The following is an 18,722-nucleotide window of genomic DNA, read 5'->3' on the forward strand; positions in this document are numbered from 1 at the left end:
GCGTGACGGGGGTGACCACCGATCCGCTCGCCCCGCTGCTCGCGCTCGCCGACATCGCCACTGCCGTCGAGCAGGCCCGCGAACGGTTCGACCAGGCGCTCGGGCACCGCGCGCTGCGCCGGCACGGTGGCCAGGTCGCGGCCGAGGTCAGCCTGCGCTCCGCGGTGGCCAGCGCCGCCCTCGAAGGGGCCGTGCACGAACGCGAGGCGGTCCGCGCCGGCACGGTCACCGATCCGCTGCTCCAGGGGGCGCTGCGGGTTGCCGGGGCGCTGCCCGGCCTGAGTGAACTCTGGCCGAAGGCCCCCCGGCAGGCTCTCGCGAAGCTGCACGTCCTCGCCGCCCGGGAGTTGGTGCCGGAATCCGAGCTGGGCCGCCCGGTGGCCGATCCCGTGGTCGCCACGCGGCTGGACGGGCTGGCCGGGCTGGTCGCCGGTGGCACGAAGGTGTCGCCGCTGGTGCTGGCTGCCGTCGTACACGGGGAGTTGTTGAACCTGCGTCCGTTCGCCGGGCCGTCCGGCGTGGTGGCCCGGGGGGCCGCCCGGCTGGTGCTGCTCGCCAGCGGCCTCGACCCGCGCGGCCTGCTCGCCGTCGACGTCGGGCACCGCGAGCGGGAGCCGGAGTACGTCGGCTCGGCCGGCGCCTTCGCCACCGGCACCCCGGATGGTCTGCGCTCCTGGTTGCGCCACTACATGGCGGCCGTCGAGGTCGGGGCCGACCAGCTCACCGTCATCGGCGACGAGATCCTCGCCGCCGCCTGAGCCGCGATCAGTCCCGTCGGGTCGCCCGGTTGACCTTGGCCTGGAGCGCCCGGCGGGCGATCGGCCCGAGGTCGTCGACGATCTCGATGAGGAGCGCGAGCTGGTCGAGCGCGGCCATCGCCTGGTCGGCGCCCGCCGGGTCCACCCCGTCGTAGAGTTCCAGCCCGATGAACGCGGCCGAGACCGCGCGGGCCAGGCCGGGCACGTCGGCGACCTCGGCGAACGGGGACCCGGCGAGCAGCCTCCGCAGCACCGCCTCGATCTCGTCCACCCACAGTTGCAGCGCCCCCGCGGTGGGGGCCGCCATCCGTTGGTCCGCCTGCGCCCCCGCCAACATCTGCGCCAGGAAGGTGACGTTGCCGAGCTGGCGTTCCTCCTCGTGCAACGCCCGCCCCACGGCGAGCAGTTCGCGCAGCGAACCGGCCGAGGCCAGCCGCGTCGACCAGTGCTCGACCCGCTCGGCCGTGCTGACGCGGCAGGCCGCCGAGAGCAGGTCGTCGACAGTGCCGAAGTGGTAGAAGACGAGCGCCTGGTTCACCCCGGCGGCGGCACCGATGGTGCGGGCCGAGACGCCGGCGATGCCGTGCTCGCGGATGGCGGCGATGGCGCCGTCGAGGAGACGCTGCTTGGTGTCGGACATGGCTCTCCTTCCGGACGGGCCGGGTGCGGCGCTGCGATCATCGCATCGGTGACCAGTTGGGCGAGCCAGGTGGCCCCGGGCAGTCGCAGGGTCCAGCCGACCAACGCCCAGCCGAGGTGGACATGTTCGAGCCCGCGGGCGACGGCGGCCACCCCCCGTTCCGTGTGACCGTCGCCGCCCACGTACTTCGCCCGCCACAGCACGTGCTCGTGTTGGCGGGCCGGTCGGATCCGCAGTCCCACCGGATGCCGCCGGGCCAACATCCGCCAGGTGGCCGCGCAGGGCCCGCAGTCGTCGTCCAGCCAGAGCACCGCTGTTGGCCCGGAGGAGTACGGCCGCCATCGAGGCCACCAGTCGCGCACCTGCCGCCGGTAGGACCGCCAGGAGACGCCGTAGCGCACCCGTAGGTCGTGCTGCTCGTGCGGCCCGGCCACGGCTGCTCCGAACGCACACGCCGACACCGCGGCGAGGACCAGGGCGACGCTGCGGGTGGCCGCCGCGGTGAACAGCAGCAACACCACGGCGGAGACCTGCATCGGGTTGGCCAGATAGGCGTACGGGCCGGTGGTGACCAGACGACGCGGCGGGTCCCACGGGTACGGGGTGCCGCCGCCCCGGACGGCGAACTCCACGACGGCAGCCAGCGCAGGCGTGGCCACCAGCAGGGCGAGCTGCGCGACGACCAGCATCCCGGTGCGGTCCAACTCGGTCAGTGCCGCCCACGACCCGTCGCCGAACTCGAAGGCCAGCGTGGGGATGAACCAGAGCAGCAGCGCGCTGAAGACGCCCACCTGCAGGAACGTACGCACGCCCAGGTGCCGACCGTCGGCGCAGAACCGACCGAGCAGTTGGGCGGGCAGGGCCACCGCGAGCAGCCCGACCACCTCCCCGACGAGCCAGTGTGGGCCGAGGCTGACCAGCGGGTGCAGCGCCGGCATGGCCACCGCGTCGACCCAGAGCAGCAGACCCAGCGCGACCGGCAGCGGCAGCACCCGGCGCAGCAGCACCGGCAGCGGACCCCAGAGGGCGGCCCAGCCGATCCACAGGTCCACCGGCATCCCCCGGTACGACCCGTCGACGGGCGCGAAGGCGTACCAGTCGGCCAGGCCGGCGACCTCGTGCAGCGCCGCGATGCCGATCCCGGCGGTCAGGAACGCCAGGAGCGCCGCAGCGCGGACGGCCCGGTCCCGCTCGCGGGCCCCGACGGCGAGCACGGCGAGAAGCGGCAGTGCCAGGCTCAACCAGCGGGCGACCGTCACCGCAGCGCCAACATGTCGAGCAGGTGCCGCATGCCGGCGCCGAGCAGCACCTGCTGCACCGGGCCGAAGTACCAGGAGGGGTCCAGACCGCGCGTGTAGTCGACCCGGACCTGGACCTCGGTGTGCGCTGGGTCGAGCGCCCGCCAGGTCAGCTCCGCGTGCTGCCAGGTGAACCAGCGTGCGGTGATGGAGCTGTCCTCGACGAAGCGGAAGCCCACCCGCCCCGGCGCGACGGTCTCCACCTCGGCGAGCAGATGGCCGCCCGGGCCGTGCGCGCTGCCGTGGTAGCCGAACATCCACCGGTCGCCGACCTCAAGCCCGTCGCCACTGACCTGCCCGGGCGTGGGCACTCCCAGGAGTCGCAGCGGCGCGGACCGGACGGCGGTCGGGCGGGGGCCGGTGGAGAGCCGCTCGGCGACCCGCTCGACGGGGAGCCCGACGACCCGGACCACCTCGACCGTCTGCTCCGGGTCGACCCGGGGAGCGATGCCGCTGCCCTCCAGGCCGGGCAGGAGCAGCAGCGGAACGGCGATGATCGCGTACGGCCGGTTGGCCTCCCGCAGGGCGCGGATCAGCGCTGTGGTGCCGTGTGCCACCCCGTAGACCAGTGGGGCGGCGAGGATGACGCAGACCGCGCCCTCGTGCAGTGCCACCGCCGCCAACAGCAGGGTCACCGTGGTGGCCGCGAAGACCTGGCCGTGGGCCGTCCGGCGGGGGGTGAGCGCGAGCCCGGCCGCCAGGAGCACCGGCAACGCCACGAAGAGCACAGCGCTGTCGGCGCGTCCCTGGCGCACCACCCCGACGAAGAGGACCAGCCCGAAGAGCGCGATCAGGCCGGCCAGGATCCAGTGCGCACTCGTCCGCTGCGGTGTCGACTCATCGTCGTTCTCCATCCGAAACCCCCCGTGTTGAGCAGTCGCTTAAACGGAGGGTACGGCTATTTGAGCGACCGCTCAATCCCGTACTCAGGCGGTAGCGAGGACGCTGGTGGCGATGTGGTTCTGGGCGGCCCTCACCGGCGCCCGGGCTTCGGGTGCTGGCTGGTGCGCCCTGCCGGCCTGGTCGGACTCAGGCGGTGGTGGCGGCGGCGCGGGTCCGACGGTGCCGGCCGTACCAGGCGATGCCGATGGCCACACCGACCCCGACGCCGAGCGCGGCCGCGGCCACCGGGACGGCGGGTCGCTCCCGCAGACGACGTCCCAGCGGGATCGGGTGCCGGAACTCCAGCACCGGCCACGCGTTCTCCGAGGCCAGCTTGCGCAGCTGCCGGTCCGGGTTGACCACGCTCGGGTGGCCGACGCACTCCAGCAGCGGGCGATCGCTGTACGAGTCGGAGTAGGCGTACGAGTCGGCCAGGTCGTAGTCGCGGGCGGCGGCCAACTCGTTGACCGCCTCGACCTTGCTCGGGCCAGCCGCGTAGAACTCGACCTCGCCGCTGTACCTACCGTCGCGCACCGTCATCCGGGTGGCGATCACATCGGTCACCCCGAGCAGCTCGCCGATCGGCCGGACCATCTCCTCGCCCGACGCCGACACCAGGACCACGTCCCGCCCCGCCGCCTGGTGCTCCGCGATCAGGACGGCGGCTTCGGCGTACACATAGGGGTTGATCAGCTCGTGCAGCGTCTCCGCGACGATCTGGCGGACCTGCTCCACCTGCCAGCCCTTGCAGAGCGCGGCCAGGTAGTCCCGTGTTCGGGCCATGGTCTGCTCGTCGGTGCCGCCCAGCCGGAACATCAGCTGCGCGTACGCCGACTTGACCACGTCACGTCGAGTGATCAGCCCGTCCCGGTAGAACGGCCGACCGAACGCCAGGGCGCTCGACTTGGCGATGACGGTCTTGTCCAGATCGAAGAAAGCGGCACTTCGGCCCACGGCGCGAAAGTCTAGCCGGATGGTCTATCGTCGGCGGGTGCCCGGGGTCAGGCCACCCCTCAGACCTGCGGGCAGGCACCACCACCTCCGCTCCGCGTGACCGTGCTCACACTCTGCGAGGAGATTTTCGCACTGAGTGGAGGCGGCACCACTCGACGTGACGGGCCCGCTCAGGCAGACTTGTCCGTACGACGAGTTTTCACATCTCCGAAAACAGACAAGACCCTCAGCGGTTGCACCCCCCGTGACCGCTGAGTGGTTCGGCTCGACCCCCCCGGAGCCGAACCTTTCGACGACCCCCGTCTCCCCCGACGGGGGTCGTCCCTTTCTGCTGGAAACGCTCCACCGCTGGTCGCAGGCCGTCCCCCGGCCGGTTCGGGCGTTTGCGGACGGCGTTTCTGCGGTTGGAAAGCAGCAGAGCCAGCGGGTGCCTACGGGGCGCGGCGGGGGTCGTCCAGGTGTCGCTCACCTGAGCACCGAGACGGTCGATGAGCAGACCCGAGACTGGATCTGCTCATCGACCGGTGCACCTGACCCGACTTCACCACGGATGCGCCCGGCTCCTGGACCGTTGTGACCACCGGTCCGCCAAGGGCCGGGTCCCGGCGCGGAATGGATCAGGGCCGCTGAAGCTGCAAGGTCGACCGGGACATGCGTGTCGGACAGCCGGTGTGACTACGCGCCACCTACGCCCGCGACCCGGGAGTGCGGCACGGGATCGCCGTTCTGGACCTGGCCGCCGGCAAGCTGCACCACCGCATTCGCGACCGTGGACGGCGGCGCGGTTTCCTCATTGCGAAGCGCTAGCAGGAACCGTGCCAGTTTACCTTGGTCACGATTACCTGAAGGTAGAAGATGTTGCCGCGCGGGGTGGCGCAGTGTGTGATAACCGTCGAGTCGTCCTGCCACGTGTGGTGGTATTCCAATTCGACGTTCGCGGTCGTGTAGTTGTAGAAGGTTTTCGTCGGGGCGCTGCCGGTCCACGGACCGGTGGTCACCAGGGACGGGGTCTCCGTGGGGCCGGAATTCACGGGAGCCCAGTTCGGCCAGGCGCAGAAAGTGCCCTGCTGACAGTTGCCGGGCGGCCACGGCTCCTCGTTCGGCCACGGGCCGTCGGCTGATGCCGGCGCGGCGGGGATGGCGGCCAGCAGGCCTGCGGTGGACAGGGCGATGGCGAGGGATTTCAGTCGCACGTTTCTCTCTTTCCCAGAGGAATCGGTCGATGAAAGTTACCACCGGGAAAGTTGAGAGCGCAAGTATCTGATTTATTGTCGTCAAAGCTTGGAAATTTCTGTGATCTCCCTGAAATTGCTGGCCAGTGGCGGTTTCCGTGATTGCCTTTCCGGCGTTGTGGCTGGTCAGGCAGTTCTGATGAGAGAGCCTGTTGGGTGCCTCAGTGGTCACCGAAGAAGCGGGACGAGGACTGGTTCACCAGCCTGTGAGCCGCCGAGTACGCGCACACTTGCGGGGTCGCTTCTTCCGGGAGCGGCCCCGCTGTTTCCCGGGCAGCGGCAGGAGCTGCGGAGTTGCCCGCGCCCGTAGCAGATCAACTGTCTCGACGGGCGTTGTCCACAGCCCACGAAGTTGTCCACAGGCGACGCGGTCAGGGCGGCTCGCGGAGCGGTTTCCGAGCAGGGTCGGCGGCATACCAGAGCCCGACCGCTGGAGGCCGCGATGCCACCCCGTACCTCCGTTCCGCCGATCCGTCGGCTTCCGCTGGTCGTCACCGGCGACGACGATCTGCTCGATGATGTGCTCCGGCTCGCCGCAGCAGGCGGGACGGAGGTGGACCTCGCCCGCGATCCGGCGGCCGCCCGTACCCGGTGGCTTCCTGCGCCGCTGGTGTTGCTCGGCGCCGATCAGGCGCAGTCGTGTCTGCGCGCCCGGTTGCCGCAGCGCTCCCGGCTGGTGCTGGTCGGCCGGGCCGGTCAGCTCGATCCGGGCTGGCAGATCGCCGAGCTGATCGGGGCCGAACACGTCGCCATGCTGCCCGACGCGGAGCCGTGGCTGGTGGACCGGTTCGCCGAGCAGGGACCCGGCCGTCCGGACGGCGTCGGGGCTCGAATCGTCGCGGTCTTCGGCGGTCGGGGCGGTGCTGGCGCGAGTGTGCTGGCCGGTGGTCTCGCCGTGACCGCAGCCCGGGCCCGGCTGCGCACTCTGCTGGTCGACGCTGATCCGCTCGGTGGTGGCCTCGACCTCGTGCTGGGCTGGGAGCAGTTGGAAGGGCTGCGGTGGCCGTCCCTCACCGGTGCCGACGGGCGGGTGGATGCCCCGGCGCTCGTGCAGGCTCTGCCCAGCCGAGGTGACCTGGTGGTGCTCTCCTGGGACCGCGGCGAAATGCTGCCGCTGCCGGTGGCAGCGATGGCGGCAACCGTGGATGCCGCCCGTCGGGGGCGGGACTTCGTGGTGGTCGACCTGCCCCGACAGTTGGACGACGCGGCCGTGGTGGCGTTGCAGGCGGCCGACCAGGCGTTCGTTGTCGTCCCGGCCGAGCTGCGCGCCACCGCCGCGGCCGCTCGGGTCGTTGCCGCCGCCGCCCCGCACTGCGCCGCGCTCTCGGTGGTGGTGCGCGGTCCCGCCCCGGGCCGGCTGCGCGCGACCGAGGTGGCACGGGCTCTTGGGCTCCCACTGGCTGGCACGCTGCGCCCCGAGCCGGGGCTCTGCCGCGGGCTGGAACGGGGCGAAGCACCAGCCGCCGCAGGCAAGGGCCCGTTGGCCGTGCTCTGCCAACGGATCGTCGCCGACCTCACCGGTGCGCCGGCGACGGGTGCGGCATGACCGGCCGGCCGGAGGACAGCGGCATCGCCGCCCGGGTGCGCCAGCGCATCGCCTCCGCCACCACCCCGGTCACACCGGCGGCGATCGTCTCGGCGGTACGGGCCGAACCGGCCGCTGCGGTGCTCGGCGACACCGCCGTGCTGCGGATCGCCGACCGGGTGCATGACGACCTCGTCGGCGCGGGGCCGCTGGCCCCGCTGCTCGCCGACCCCGAGGTGACCGACGTCCTGGTCAACGGGACCCGAGTGTGGGTCGACCGTGGGTCGGGGCTGCAACAGGTCGCGGTCCCGGTGGGCTCGGTGGAGGATGTCCGCCGGTTGGCGCAGCGAATGATCTCCAGCGCCGGCCGGCGGCTCGACGACGGGTCCCCGTACGCGGATGCCCGGCTCCCCGACGGCACTCGACTGCACGCCGTGCTGCCACCGGTGGCGACCGAGGGTCCCTACCTGTCCCTGCGGACCTTCCGGCACCGGCCGTTCACGCTCGACGAGCTGGTGCGCCAGGGCACCGTGCCGCGACCGGTGGCACCGCTGCTCGCCGCCGTCGTCGCGGCCAGGCTGGCGTACCTGGTGACCGGTGGAACCGGGTCAGGCAAGACCACCCTGCTCAACACGTTGCTGGGGATGGTGCCGGCCACCGAGCGGATCGTGCTCGTGGAGGACGCCGCCGAGTTGCGTCCGGGGCATCCGCACGTGGTGGGGCTTCAGGCGCGTACCGCCAATGTGGAGGGATCGGGGGTCGTCAGCCTCGGAGACCTGGTCCGACAGGCGCTGCGGATGCGCCCGGACCGGCTGGTGGTCGGGGAGTGCCGGGGCGGTGAGGTGGTCGACCTGCTGGCCGCGCTCAACACCGGCCACGACGGGGGCGCTGGCACGCTGCACGCCAACACCCCGTCCGATGTGCCGGCCCGGCTGGAGGCGCTGGGCATGCTGGGAGGGCTACCCCGCGCCGCGCTGCACGCCCAGGTCGCCGCCGCGTTGCAGGTGCTGTTCCAGGTGCGACGAGGCGGCCAGGGGCGCGTCCTGGAGTCGGTCTGCCTGCTGCTGCCCGAGGGGCCCGATCGGTTGGTGACAGTGGTGCCCGCCTGGGTGCGCGGCGGCGGGCTCGGGCTGGCCGCCCGTGCACTCGGAGCGCTGCTGCGAGCGCGCGGGGTGGCGGTGCCGCCGATTCTGAGCGAGCCGTGGCCCGGATCGGCAGGCCCGGCATGACCGGCGGGGCGCTGCTGGTGGCAGCGCTGCTCCTGGTCGCCGCCGCCCTGGTGGCGTGGCCCGTGCAGACCATCCGGTCCCGCCGGCGTCGCGTGTTGACGCCCGGACAGGGGAGCGCCGGTCCCGATCCGGACGACGCACTGGTGGAGTGGATCCGGGAACTCGGTCGTACGTTGGACGGGCCGGTCGACGAGACCGGCGAGTCGCTGGCCTCGGGTCGTCCGGTCGGCATGGCGTACCAGCCGCAACCCGGCGCGGATTCCGGCGCGAGACGAACGGCGCTCGGCTGGCCTGCCCGGGACATCACCGGGAGACCGAGCTGGCCCGGGGCGCCGGGCGGGTCGGTGGGGTCGAAAGGTCCGGCGGGGCCGACGCGTCCGCCGATCCGTCGGGATCCTCGGCGTCCGGCCGGCACCGCAGTGCCGGAGGTCACGACCACCGACGCGGGACGTGGGGGCGGCACGTCGGTGGCCGCGATCGCGATCGACGGCGTAGGAGTGGCAGCGGACCGGTGGGTCGACGCCCCAGGCGCGGCGCCGATCGGTGATCGCACCAACGGCGAGGCGGACAGTCGAGGCGACGTGTTCGGCGCCGAGGGGCGCGGCGACGTCGATCGCCGTGACCATGGCGACCCGGCGGAGGTGACGGCCGCCGACCTGGCCGACATGACGGCCGTTGGCCCGAGTGCCGTCGCGGCGGTGCCTGCCGTGCGATCGAGGGCACGGGTGTTACCGCTGGTCAGCCTCCTGGGAGGCGGCGTCGGTGCGGTGGTCGGCGGTCCGGTGGCCGCGGTCGCGTTGGCCAGCTACGGCACGCTGGCCGTACGGGGTGTGTTGCGCTGGCGGGCGAATCGGCGCACCGAGCGCATCCGACGACGTGGGCTGGACCAACTCTGTGGTCTCGCGGCGGATCTCCGGGCCGGCCTGCCCGTCCCGCACACGCTTGAGGCCGCCGCCGGTGGTCCCGGGCAGTCGGACCGGCTGCGCCAGCTGACCTCAGCGGCGGTGCGACTGGCGGACCGGACCGGCGCGCCGCTCGCCGAACTCGTCGAGCGGATCGAGGCGGACGCCCGGGCGACCGACCGAGGTCTGGCCGCCGCAGCGGCACAGGCGGCCGGTGCCCGGGCCACGGCCTGGTTGCTGGCGGCGCTGCCGATCGGCGGGATCGCCCTCGGGTACGGGATAGGTGTCGACCCGGTGGCAGTGCTCCTGCACAGCAGGGTCGGCGGAGCCTGTGCCGTTCTCGCGGTCGCCCTGCAGGTCGTGGGCCTCCTCTGGGCGGAACGGCTCGGCTCGGCACCGGGACGGGCCGGATGACCTCCCGGGCCCCGGCGACTCGACGCGGCCCGGCCAGCGGCCGACGGCCGGACGCCATCCGGCTCGCCGCGGCGCTGTCCGGGCTCGCCGTAGCCGTGGTCGTCGGGGGGTGGCTGGGGCTGCTCGGTGCAGTCCCGACCGCATTCCTGCTGGACGTCCTCCTACGCCGGATCGAGCCGCCGGCTGTGCGCAAGCGGCGGGTCCAGGAGGCCGCCGACCTGCCGCTCGCCGCTGATCTGCTGGCTGCGGCGATGCGGGCGGGGGCCCCTGTTGATCGCTCGGTGCTGGCCGTCGCCGAGGCCCTCGATGGCCCGCTCGCCGGCCGGTTGGCCCGGGTCGGCCGCACGCTGCTGCTCGGCGGTGGCCCGCCGGAGGCGTGGTCGGTGTTGGACGGGATCCCTGGCGCGGAGCGGCTGACCGCGGCGGCCCTGCGCTCAGCCAACAGTGGTGCCGCCCTGGCCGGTGCGCTGACCCGGCTCGCCGACGACCTGCGCGCCGACCGTGCCACCGCTGCCGAGGCGTCCGCACGCCGGGCCGGCGTGCTCATCGTCCTGCCGCTGGGGCTCTGCTTCCTGCCGGCGTTCATTCTCGCCGGCCTGGTGCCGGTGATCGTCGCCGTTCTCGGCGACGTGCTCTGACCACATCGAGAAAGGGAACAGTCATGCGCAAACTGATCGCCCGCCTGCGCGGCGACGCCGGGATGAACACGGCCGAGTACGCGGTCGGCACGCTTGCGGCGGTCGCCTTCGCCGGAATCCTGTTGAAGGTGCTGACCTCCGGCAACGTCCAGTCGGCGTTGACCGCCGTCATCGACCGGGCGCTGAAGTGACCGGGCGCCGGCAGGCCGGTCGCGGTCCAAGGTCGGGCATCCCTGGGCGGGCAGGTGACGGCGAGCAGAGCGCCCGCTTCGTCGAACGCGCCGCTGGTGGGGACCGTGGGTCGTTCACCGCCGAACTGGCGGCCGGCCTGCCGGCGCTGCTCCTGCTCCTGCTGGCCGGCCTGACCGCGGTCAACGCCGTCACCGCGCAGGCTGGCTGCCTGCACGCGGCCCGGGAGGCGGCGCTGGCCGCCGCCCGTGGCGGGGACGGCAGCGCGGCGGCCGGGCGTGCGGCACCGCCGGGGGCGTCGGTGACGGTGTCCGTCGACGGCAACCGGGTGCAGGCGACGGTACGCGCGCCCGTCCGCACGCTGGGCGGCCGGCTACCACGGGTCACCGTGGTCGCGACCGCCGTCGCAGCCGTGGAGCCGGGCGCCGCCGAGGGAGTTTGGTGATGGGTTGTCGAACCCGCCTCGGCCACGGACCGGACGCTGAGCGACTCGATAATGGGCTGCCGGACGCGCAGCGTGGTGGTGCAACAGTCCTGCTGCTGGCGATCGGGCTGGTCTTCGTGCTGTTCGGGATGTTCGGCGCTGCCATCGCCGCCGCTGGCATGGCCGGTCAACGGGCGGCGGTGGCGGCCGATCTGGGCGCGCTGGCCGGAGCTGCCCAGGCGCTCGACGGCGACGCGGTGGCCTGCGCATCCACCGCCGACATCGTCGGCCGCAACGCTGGTCGCCTGGTCGGCTGTCGCCTCGACGGACTCGACGTGCTGGTGACCGTCGAGGTGGCCTTCACGCCACTTCCCGGGCTGACCCGCGCCGTCACCTCGACGGCCCGCGCCGGCCCGGCGCGCGGCTGACGGGATGAGGCTGGGCGGTGCGTCGACAAGCGCGTGGAGCTGACCGTTTACGACATCTGCCGACGACCTGCTGGCCGGGATCGGGGCTGAGAGCCGCGTCCCGGCCAGCGGCCGAGGAACGGGTGGCCGGGCGGGCCGGGTGGGTCAGCGGGCCTGGAGCGCGTCGAGGGCGACGGCCATCGCGATGACCAGGCGACGGTCGATCTGCGGGTGCTGCACCTCGACGATGTACTTGTCGCGCAGGCCCCACTTCTTGACCACGGTGAAGACCGGCTGGCCGCCCGCGGTGAAGTCGAAGTGGTACGGCAACCAGGACAGCGAGTCGACGAACCGGCGCAGCAGCGCCACCGGCATGCTGCGCTCCTGGCCCGTCACCTGCGGCAGGCCGTTCTGCTCGACGTGCCAGGTGGAGCGCAGCAGCGACTGGGCGAAGTCCTTGCGGAACAGGCCGATCGGGTTCCCGGCCGCGTCGGTGACGTCGTACGTGGCGCCGAGGTCGATGCGCTGGCGGGCCTTGAAGCCGAGCAGGGGCTGCTGCTTCGAGTCGTCCGTGTAGATCGTCACCTGCTCCTTGAAGGCGAGCCGCTTCTGCTGCGCGAACGCCAGCAGTTCGCCTTCGGTGCCGTCCGGGGAGACTGCCCGGACCTCGTACTGGTTGACCATCATGCGCAGTCGCTGGCGGATGTGGAACTGGTGCTGACCTTGCAAGTTGTCAAGCTGCATCTGATCTCCTCAGGGGGTTCGTGCGCCGGAGTCTCGCACAGCCCGACAACCGTCGCGTTCCCCGCCATCGATGATCACAGGATGCGGGGCGGTCAGGCGACCGCCCCGCATCCCGGTGCCCGTGCCGACCGGGAATGGAGGATCAGCGGCCGTCGGCGGTGGTCGCGGCGCGCAGCGCCCACGTGTTGAGCACCTGGTGGATCACGCGCAGCCGTTCGTTGATCTGCTCCAGCCGTTCCGCCTGAGCCAGGGCGGCCAGCGCGGTTCCGAGCGCGATCTGCTGGTCGAGAGTGAGTTTGTCCTGGTCGATGGTGTAGAGCAGGTCGACGGTCTCAGCGATGGTGTCGGCCACGGCTTCTCCTCGGGCACGGGGGGCGATCAGCAACAAAGGCATCGATGGAAGCGCTCCCACACATTGTGCCCCGCGCCGAGTCGATTCATGCAACCTGCTCACCCGGGCAGGTTCGCCAACACCACGTCGAGCACCCGGATGGCGTCCGGCTTGGAGAGCGGGTTGTTGCCGTTGCCGCACTTCGGCGACTGCACGCAGGACGGGCAGCCGCTCTCGCAGCCGCACTCCGCGATCGCGTCCCGGGTGGCCCGCAGCCACGCCGACGCCGTCCCGTACGCCCGCTCGGCGAACCCGGCGCCACCCGGGTGCCCGTCGTAGACGAAGACGGTCGGCGCCTCGGTGTCCTGGTGCACGGCGGTGGAGAGCCCGCCGATGTCCCACCTGTCGCAGGTGGCCATCAGCGGCAGCAGGCCGATCGCGGCGTGTTCGGCGGCGTGCAGCGCACCGGGCACGTCGGCCGGCTGGACCCCGGCGAGAGTCAACGACTGCGGCGACAGGGTGAACCACACCGCCACCGTGCGCAGCTCCCGGGCGGGCAGGTCCAGTGGCCGGGTGTCGATCACCTCGCCGGTGGCGATCCGCCGCCGCTGGTACGACACGACCTGACTGGTCACGTCCACCTCGCCGAGGAACATGCCGACCGGCCCGGCGTCCACGTAGGAGCGCACCGACACCACGGACAGGTCGGTGACGTCGCGGGCGTGGGTGGACCAGTCCGGCTCCTCGGCGTGCACCAGCGCACAACCGTCGACGAGGTCGAGGTCGTCGACCACGTACGAGACGCCCTGGTGCAGATAGACCGCGCCGGAGTGCAGCAGGAAGTGCGAGGAACCACCGTCGACCGTGCCGAGCAGCCGGCCGGTCGACGACTCCACCACGCAGACCGGGGCGCCGCCCTCCCCGCGCAGGTCCACCTCGGGCCGCTCCCGATGCCGCCAGTACCAGCCGGTGGGCCGCTGCCGCAGCGCCCCGGCGGCCACCAGTTGGTCGACGGCCTCCTTCGCCCCGTCACCGAATAGCGCCAGGTCAGCCGGGGTGAGCGGGGCCTCGAACGCGGCGCAGGCTAGCTGCGGTGCCAGCACGTACGGGTTGGCCGGGTCGAGCACCGTCGCCTCCACCGGCGCGCCGAAGATCGCCTCCGGGTGGTGCACCAGGTAGGTGTCCAGTGGGTCGTCCCGGGCCACCAGCACGGCGAGGGCCTCCTGGCCGGAACGCCCGGCGCGGCCCGCCTGCTGCCACAGCGACGCCCGGGTGCCCGGGTAGCCGCAGATCAGCACCGCGTCGAGCCCGACCAGGTCCACGCCCAGCTCCAGCGCGTTGGTCGAGGCCAGGCCGAGCAGGTCGCCGTGCAGCAGCGCCCGTTCCAGCTCGCGCCGCTCCTCGCGCAGGTAACCGCCCCGGTAGGCGGCGACCCGGTCGCCGAGCCCCGGGACCGCGTCGTCCAGCGCCCGGCGCGCGTTGGCCGCCACCACCTCGGCGCCCTTGCGGGAACGGACGAACGCGAGCGTGCGTACCCCCTCGGCGACCGTGTCGGCGAGCAGGTCTGCGGTTTCGCGCAGCGCCGAGCGGCGGATCTGTTGAAGGTCGTCGTGGTCGCCGGTCGACTGCGGTGGCACCGGGGTGGAGGGGCCCGAGTCGGGTGGCAGCAGCGGCGGCTCCCAGAGCGCGAAGGTCACCCCGCCGCGTGGCGACGCGTCCTCGGTGACCGCCGTCACCGGCAGGCCGGTCAGCCGTCCGGCCGCGGTCGACGGGTCACCGGAGGTCGCCGAGGCGAGGACGAAGACCGGGGTGGACCCGAACCGGGCGCACTGCCGCCGCAGCCGACGCAGCACGTGCGCCACGTGCGAGCCGAACACCCCCCGGTAGGTGTGGCACTCGTCGATCACCACGTACGCGAGCCGGCGCAGGAATCCAGACCACTGGGCGTGCCCGGGCAGGACGCCGTGGTGCAGCATGTCGGGGTTGGTCAGCACGAACCGGGAGTGCCGGCGGATCCACTCCCGCTCGGCGCGCGGAGTGTCCCCGTCGTAGCAGGCGGGGCGTACCCCCTCCAGTTCCAGCGCGGCGACGGCCCGCAGCTGGTCGGCGGCGAGCGCCTTGGTCGGCGCGAGGTAGAGCACTGTGGCCCGGGGGTCGGCGAGCAGGGTGGCCAGCGCCGGGAGCTGGTACGCCAGTGACTTGCCGGACGCGGTGCCGGTGGCGACCACGACGTGTTCACCCTCGTACGCCAGTGTGGCCGCCTGGGCCTGGTGCTGCCAGGGCGCGACCACGCCGCGCCGGGCGAACGCGGCGCGCAGCTCCGGTGGGGCCCACGACGGCCACGGCGCGGGCACCCCGGGGCGGGCCGGCACCCGTTCGACGTGGGTGACCGGGTCGGCGGCACCCCGGGCCCGGAGCCGGCGCAGCAGGTCGGCCGGCGTTGGCCCCGGGCTGGGAACAGCGGATACGGTGGCCGCGGACGACGACTCCAGCTCAGGGCGCGACGCGGGATGCGCCGTGCTGAAGTCGTTGGAGGTCACGCCCTGCACTCTCGCACTGGTGTTCGGAGATGAAAAGTCGGACACCGGGGTAAGGGGAAGCCTCCACTGGCGTCCGCAGGCCGCGCAGGCGGTAGTGGTTAGATGCCCACGAGAGTTTACGGCTCTGGCGAGGAGGACCGATGGAGCTGTCGCTGGCGACGCACACCGTGGGCGAGCACACGGTGCTTGAGGTCGGTGGTGAGGTGGACGTCTACACCGCGCCCCGGCTCCGCGAACGACTCCTCGAACTGATCGACGGTGGCGCCCGTCACGTGGTGGTCGACCTCGGTCGGGTGGACTTCCTCGACTCCACCGGGTTGGGCGTGCTGGTCGGCGCGCTCAAGCGGCTGCGCTCGGCCGGCGGTTCGTTCGCCCTGGTCTGCGACAAGGAGCCACTGCTCAAGATCTTCCGCATCACCGCGCTGGACCAGGTCTTCCCGCTGCACCCGACGGTCGACGCGGCGATCAGCGCCGACTCGGCGGGCGCCGGCGCGTGATGGCGACAGTCAAGCTCTCGTTCTCGCCCGCCCCGGTGCACGTGCGCACCGCTCGCCTGGTCGGCGTCGCCGTCGCCCGCCGTGCCGGGGTCCGGGAGGACCTGCTCGACGAGGTGCGCCTGGCCATCGGCGAGGCGTGCACCCGGGCGGTGGCCCTGCACCGGCAGTACGGCCTGGCCGACCCGGTGCTGGTGGAGATGTCCGACGGCGGCTCGTACGCGGTGCGGGTGGTGGACCGGGCGCCGATCGAGGCTGGCATCGGTCTGACCGCGCTGCCGCCGGACGAGCTGGCCAACGAGTCGCTCACCGACGAGGCGCTGACCACCGGCGTGGGCTTCGCGCTGCTCGCCGGCTTCGTGGAGGACCTGCAGGTGCGCCCGGTCGACGAGGGCATCGGCACCGAGGTGCGGATGGTGTGGCCGGTCGGCCACTGACCCGTTCCCGTTCGTAGGCCGCATCCCCAGCAGGGGGTGCGGCCTTCTTGCATGGACCGGGCCCTATATCAGATTTCGTTTCATAACACAGCGACGAAGATCATCGCGACACGGTGGCACCTGCGTGTGACCTCCGACACTGTGGAGGGCTACAGTACCCGGGTTGTCAGCAAGTGACCTATCCCGCAGCCAGCGGGTATGGGTGTTCATCGCTGATCCGCTGGTGGGTTGGCGCGCGCTTGCGAGTCCGCAATCAGGCGTCGGTCAGTGCGTCTCCACTCACCGGCGCGAGTGTTCGGTAACAGGAGGACACAGATGTCCGAGACCTTGGCCGCCGACGGCGGCGGGCTTTCCCTTACCGGAAGCAATGTCACCTACGTCGTCATCGCCGCGGTAGTCGCGCTGGTGGCGCTCGGTTTCGCTGCCGCCCTGACAAAAACGGTGCTGGCCGCTGGTAAGGGCACCGAGAAAATGCAGGAGATCTCGGGGGCGGTCCAGGAGGGCGCCTCGGCCTACCTGCTCCGGCAATTCCGCACCCTGGCGATCTTCGTCGTCGTCGCCGTCGTGCTGCTCTTCCTGCTGCCGGTGCACGACACCGATGGCAGTGAGCTGGCGGTGAAGATCGGCCGTTCACTCTTCTTCGTGGTGGGCGCCCTGTTCAGCGCGTTCATCGGTGGCGCCGGCATGTGGCTGGCCACCCGCGCCAACCTGCGCGTGGCCGCCGCCGCGAGGGAGCGAGTAGGTGGCCGCGAGGCGGCCATGAAGATCGCTTTCCGGACCGGCGGCGTCGTCGGCTTCTTCACCGTCGGCCTCGGCCTCTTCGGTGCCGCGCTGGTCGTCCTCGTCTACCGGGGTGACGCGCCGACCGTGCTGGAGGGCTTCGGCTTCGGTGCCGCGCTGCTCGCGATGTTCATGCGGGTCGGCGGCGGCATCTTCACCAAGGCCGCCGACGTCGGCGCCGACCTGGTCGGCAAGGTAGAGCAGGGCATCCCCGAGGATGACCCACGCAACGCCGCCACCATCGCCGACAACGTGGGCGACAACGTCGGTGACTGCGCCGGCATGGCCGCCGACCTGTTCGAGTCGTACGCGGTGACGCTGGTCGCCGCACTGATCCTCGGCCGCGCCGCGTTCGGCGAGGAGGGCCTCGTCTTCCCGCTGATCATCTCCACCATCGGCGTGCTGATCGCGATCGTCGGCGTCTTCATCACCCGGCTGCGCGCGACCGACCGCAACGCCCTGACCGCGATCAACCGGGCCTTCTACCTGTCGGCGGTGCTCTCCGCGGTGCTGGTGGCGATCGCCGCCTTCGCGTACCTCCCGGCGACTTTCGGCGAGTTCGACAGCGGGCTCACCGACGCGCCCGGCAACCCCCGGTTGGTGGCCATCGGCGCGGTGGTGATCGGCATCGTGCTGGCTGCCGCGATCCAGGCGCTGACCGGCTACTTCACCGAGACCAACCGGCGACCGGTGCAGGACATCGGCAAGAGCTCGCAGACCGGTGCGGCCACCGTCATCCTGGCCGGCATCAGCATCGGCCTGGAGTCGGCCGTCTACTCGGCGCTGCTGATCGGCGCCGGCGTCTTCGGCGCCTTCCTGCTCGGCGGCAGCTCCATCACGCTGTCGCTGTTCGCGGTGGCACTGGCCGGCACCGGCCTGCTCACCACTGTCGGTGTGATCGTCGCGATGGACACCTTCGGGCCGATCTCCGACAACGCCCAGGGCATCGCCGAGATGTCCGGCGACATCGACGAGCACGGCGCCAAGACGCTCACCGAGTTGGACGCGGTCGGCAACACCACCAAGGCGATCACCAAGGGCATCGCGATCGCCACGGCGGTGCTCGCCGCGACCGCGCTGTTCGGCTCTTACACCGACTCGCTCACCAGCGCGTACGCGACGGCTGGCGTGAACGATGTCGGCAACGAGATCCTCAACGCGCTGAACGTGGCGAACCCGCGCAACCTGGTCGGCCTGATCATCGGGGCGGCGGTGGTCTTCCTCTTCTCCGGGCTGGCCATCAACGCGGTGTCCCGCTCGGCCGGCGCCGTGGTCATGGAGGTTCGCCGGCAGTTCCGTGAACTGCCCGGCATCATGGACGGCACCCAGCGCCCGGAGTACGGCAAGGTCGTCGACATCTGCACCCGGGACGCGCAGCGTGAGCTGCTCACCCCCGGCCTGCTCGCCATCCTGGCGCCGATCGCGGTCGGCTTCGGCCTCGGGCCCGGCGCGCTCGCGGCGTACCTGGCCGGTGCGATCGGTGCCGGCACCCTGATGGCGGTGTTCCTGTCCAACTCCGGTGGGGCCTGGGACAACGCCAAGAAGCTGGTCGAGGACGGCGCGTACGGCGGCAAGGGCTCTGAGTCGCACGCCGCGACGGTCATCGGCGACACCGTCGGTGACCCGTTCAAGGACACCGCCGGTCCGGCGATCAACCCGCTGATCAAGGTGATGAACCTGGTCTCGCTGCTGATCGCTCCCGCCGTGGTGGCGTGGAGCGTCGGCGATGAGCGCAACGTCGGCCTGCGGGTCGGCATCGCCCTGGTCGCGACGCTGATCATCGTGGCGTCGGTGGTGTTCAGCAAGCGCAAGGGCATCGCGATGTCCGACTCCGACGCCGACGGCAACACCGGCGCCGGCAGCACCGACCACCGCCCGGAGACGGTCAACGCCTGACCAGTCAA

The 18,722-nt window shown here is 72.2% G+C and carries 18 protein-coding genes and 1 pseudogene; 11 read left to right on the forward strand and 8 right to left on the reverse strand.

Translation table 11 applies throughout. The features are described from left to right. The first annotated feature begins 11 nt into the window (after positions 1 to 11). Positions 12 to 758 carry a Fic family protein gene (locus tag AC3CF1_RS21525; protein ID WP_088951157.1) on the forward strand — a complete coding sequence of 249 codons (747 nt, stop codon included), beginning with the start codon at positions 12 to 14 and terminating at the stop codon, positions 756 to 758. Positions 759 to 765: 7 nt separating this feature from the next. Here AC3CF1_RS21525 and AC3CF1_RS21530 read toward each other — a convergent pair whose 3' ends face one another. From AC3CF1_RS21530 to AC3CF1_RS21550, 5 genes are all read right to left on the reverse strand, one after another. Next, a complete protein-coding gene (locus tag AC3CF1_RS21530; RefSeq protein ID WP_210925182.1) occupies positions 766 to 1,398 on the reverse strand; it encodes a TetR/AcrR family transcriptional regulator in 633 nt (210 codons plus the stop codon). Next, positions 1,293 to 2,657, reverse strand: coding sequence for a methyltransferase (locus AC3CF1_RS21535; protein WP_488451135.1), 1,365 nt, complete (start codon positions 2,655 to 2,657; stop codon positions 1,293 to 1,295). Before AC3CF1_RS21535 ends, AC3CF1_RS21530 begins: the two co-directional genes overlap by 106 nt. Continuing rightward, positions 2,654 to 3,550, reverse strand: coding sequence for a hypothetical protein (locus tag AC3CF1_RS21540; protein ID WP_488451136.1), 897 nt, complete (start codon positions 3,548 to 3,550; stop codon positions 2,654 to 2,656). Before AC3CF1_RS21540 ends, AC3CF1_RS21535 begins: the two co-directional genes overlap by 4 nt. A gap of 175 nt (positions 3,551 to 3,725) precedes the next feature. Next, positions 3,726 to 4,532 (reverse strand): HAD family hydrolase, encoded by an 807-nt coding sequence (locus AC3CF1_RS21545; protein WP_088951161.1) that lies wholly within the window; start codon positions 4,530 to 4,532, stop codon positions 3,726 to 3,728. An 803-nt stretch (positions 4,533 to 5,335) separates the two neighbouring features. Next, positions 5,336 to 5,725 (reverse strand): hypothetical protein, encoded by a 390-nt coding sequence (locus AC3CF1_RS21550; protein ID WP_099849950.1) that lies wholly within the window; start codon positions 5,723 to 5,725, stop codon positions 5,336 to 5,338. Positions 5,726 to 6,206: 481 nt separating this feature from the next. Here AC3CF1_RS21550 and ssd point away from each other — a divergent pair, with 481 nt between their 5' ends. The 7 genes and pseudogenes from ssd to AC3CF1_RS21585 all read left to right on the forward strand — a co-directional run bounded on the left by ssd (position 6,207) and on the right by AC3CF1_RS21585 (position 11,513). Then, entirely contained in the window at positions 6,207 to 7,310 is a 1,104-nt protein-coding gene (gene ssd / locus AC3CF1_RS21555; RefSeq protein WP_099849952.1) for a septum site-determining protein Ssd, read from the forward strand. Beyond that, positions 7,307 to 8,518: a TadA family conjugal transfer-associated ATPase gene (locus AC3CF1_RS21560; RefSeq protein WP_328381010.1), complete on the forward strand. Its 1,212-nt coding sequence runs from the start codon at positions 7,307 to 7,309 to the stop codon at positions 8,516 to 8,518. Before ssd ends, AC3CF1_RS21560 begins: the two co-directional genes overlap by 4 nt. Positions 8,519 to 9,132: 614 nt before the next feature. Further along, positions 9,133 to 9,834: pseudogene (locus AC3CF1_RS21565) on the forward strand (type II secretion system F family protein); the annotation flags it as partial. After that, on the forward strand, positions 9,831 to 10,472 hold the full coding sequence (locus AC3CF1_RS21570; RefSeq protein ID WP_488451137.1) for a type II secretion system F family protein: 642 nt from the start codon (positions 9,831 to 9,833) through the stop codon (positions 10,470 to 10,472). The pseudogene AC3CF1_RS21565 and the gene AC3CF1_RS21570, both read left to right, overlap by 4 nt. A gap of 23 nt (positions 10,473 to 10,495) precedes the next feature. Beyond that, positions 10,496 to 10,663, forward strand: a complete 168-nt coding sequence (locus AC3CF1_RS21575) for a DUF4244 domain-containing protein (RefSeq protein ID WP_081883916.1) — start codon at positions 10,496 to 10,498, stop codon at positions 10,661 to 10,663. Between the two features lie 38 nt (positions 10,664 to 10,701). Beyond that, a complete protein-coding gene (locus AC3CF1_RS21580) occupies positions 10,702 to 11,106 on the forward strand; it encodes a TadE family type IV pilus minor pilin (RefSeq protein WP_488452115.1) in 405 nt (134 codons plus the stop codon). Then, positions 11,106 to 11,513, forward strand: a complete 408-nt coding sequence (locus AC3CF1_RS21585; protein ID WP_488451138.1) for an Rv3654c family TadE-like protein — start codon at positions 11,106 to 11,108, stop codon at positions 11,511 to 11,513. The genes AC3CF1_RS21580 and AC3CF1_RS21585 overlap by 1 nt, the downstream gene beginning before the upstream one ends. A 144-nt stretch (positions 11,514 to 11,657) precedes the next feature. Here the strand turns inward: AC3CF1_RS21585 and AC3CF1_RS21590 are convergent, their stop codons facing one another. From AC3CF1_RS21590 to AC3CF1_RS21600, 3 genes are all read right to left on the reverse strand, one after another. Then, positions 11,658 to 12,236: an LURP-one-related family protein gene (locus AC3CF1_RS21590; RefSeq protein WP_088951167.1), complete on the reverse strand. Its 579-nt coding sequence runs from the start codon at positions 12,234 to 12,236 to the stop codon at positions 11,658 to 11,660. Between the two features lie 142 nt (positions 12,237 to 12,378). Next, the gene (locus AC3CF1_RS21595; protein ID WP_088951168.1) at positions 12,379 to 12,588 is read right to left on the reverse strand and encodes a hypothetical protein; all 210 of its coding nucleotides are present in this window, start codon (positions 12,586 to 12,588) and stop codon (positions 12,379 to 12,381) included. Positions 12,589 to 12,686: 98 nt separating this feature from the next. After that, entirely contained in the window at positions 12,687 to 15,059 is a 2,373-nt protein-coding gene (locus AC3CF1_RS21600; RefSeq protein ID WP_488452117.1) for a DEAD/DEAH box helicase, read from the reverse strand. Between the two features lie 188 nt (positions 15,060 to 15,247). Between AC3CF1_RS21600 and AC3CF1_RS21605 the strand changes: the two genes are divergently transcribed. The 3 genes from AC3CF1_RS21605 to AC3CF1_RS21615 all read left to right on the forward strand — a co-directional run bounded on the left by AC3CF1_RS21605 (position 15,248) and on the right by AC3CF1_RS21615 (position 18,714). Then, the gene (locus AC3CF1_RS21605; RefSeq protein ID WP_088951170.1) at positions 15,248 to 15,604 is read left to right on the forward strand and encodes an STAS domain-containing protein; all 357 of its coding nucleotides are present in this window, start codon (positions 15,248 to 15,250) and stop codon (positions 15,602 to 15,604) included. Next, positions 15,604 to 16,038, forward strand: a complete 435-nt coding sequence (locus AC3CF1_RS21610; RefSeq protein ID WP_172862142.1) for an ATP-binding protein — start codon at positions 15,604 to 15,606, stop codon at positions 16,036 to 16,038. Before AC3CF1_RS21605 ends, AC3CF1_RS21610 begins: the two co-directional genes overlap by 1 nt. 315 nt (positions 16,039 to 16,353) lie before the next feature. Then, positions 16,354 to 18,714 (forward strand): sodium-translocating pyrophosphatase, encoded by a 2,361-nt coding sequence (locus AC3CF1_RS21615; protein WP_354982986.1) that lies wholly within the window; start codon positions 16,354 to 16,356, stop codon positions 18,712 to 18,714. Positions 18,715 to 18,722 lie beyond the last annotated feature (8 nt).

It is taken from the genome of Micromonospora sp. MGP-C2 (genome assembly GCF_057766525.1).

Coding starts and splice junctions, on each gene's coding strand:
- AC3CF1_RS21530 (WP_210925182.1), bottom strand. CDS start 1,398: ATGTCCGACACCAAGCAGCGTCTCCTCGACGGCGCCATCGCCGCCATC.
- AC3CF1_RS21540 (WP_488451136.1), bottom strand. CDS start 3,550: ATGGAGAACGACGATGAGTCGACACCGCAGCGGACGAGTGCGCACTGG.
- ssd (WP_099849952.1), top strand. CDS start 6,207: ATGCCACCCCGTACCTCCGTTCCGCCGATCCGTCGGCTTCCGCTGGTC.
- AC3CF1_RS21560 (WP_328381010.1), top strand. CDS start 7,307: ATGACCGGCCGGCCGGAGGACAGCGGCATCGCCGCCCGGGTGCGCCAG.
- AC3CF1_RS21570 (WP_488451137.1), top strand. CDS start 9,831: ATGACCTCCCGGGCCCCGGCGACTCGACGCGGCCCGGCCAGCGGCCGA.
- AC3CF1_RS21575 (WP_081883916.1), top strand. CDS start 10,496: ATGCGCAAACTGATCGCCCGCCTGCGCGGCGACGCCGGGATGAACACG.
- AC3CF1_RS21585 (WP_488451138.1), top strand. CDS start 11,106: ATGGGTTGTCGAACCCGCCTCGGCCACGGACCGGACGCTGAGCGACTC.
- AC3CF1_RS21590 (WP_088951167.1), bottom strand. CDS start 12,236: ATGCAGCTTGACAACTTGCAAGGTCAGCACCAGTTCCACATCCGCCAG.
- AC3CF1_RS21605 (WP_088951170.1), top strand. CDS start 15,248: ATGGAGCTGTCGCTGGCGACGCACACCGTGGGCGAGCACACGGTGCTT.
- AC3CF1_RS21610 (WP_172862142.1), top strand. CDS start 15,604: ATGGCGACAGTCAAGCTCTCGTTCTCGCCCGCCCCGGTGCACGTGCGC.
- AC3CF1_RS21615 (WP_354982986.1), top strand. CDS start 16,354: ATGTCCGAGACCTTGGCCGCCGACGGCGGCGGGCTTTCCCTTACCGGA.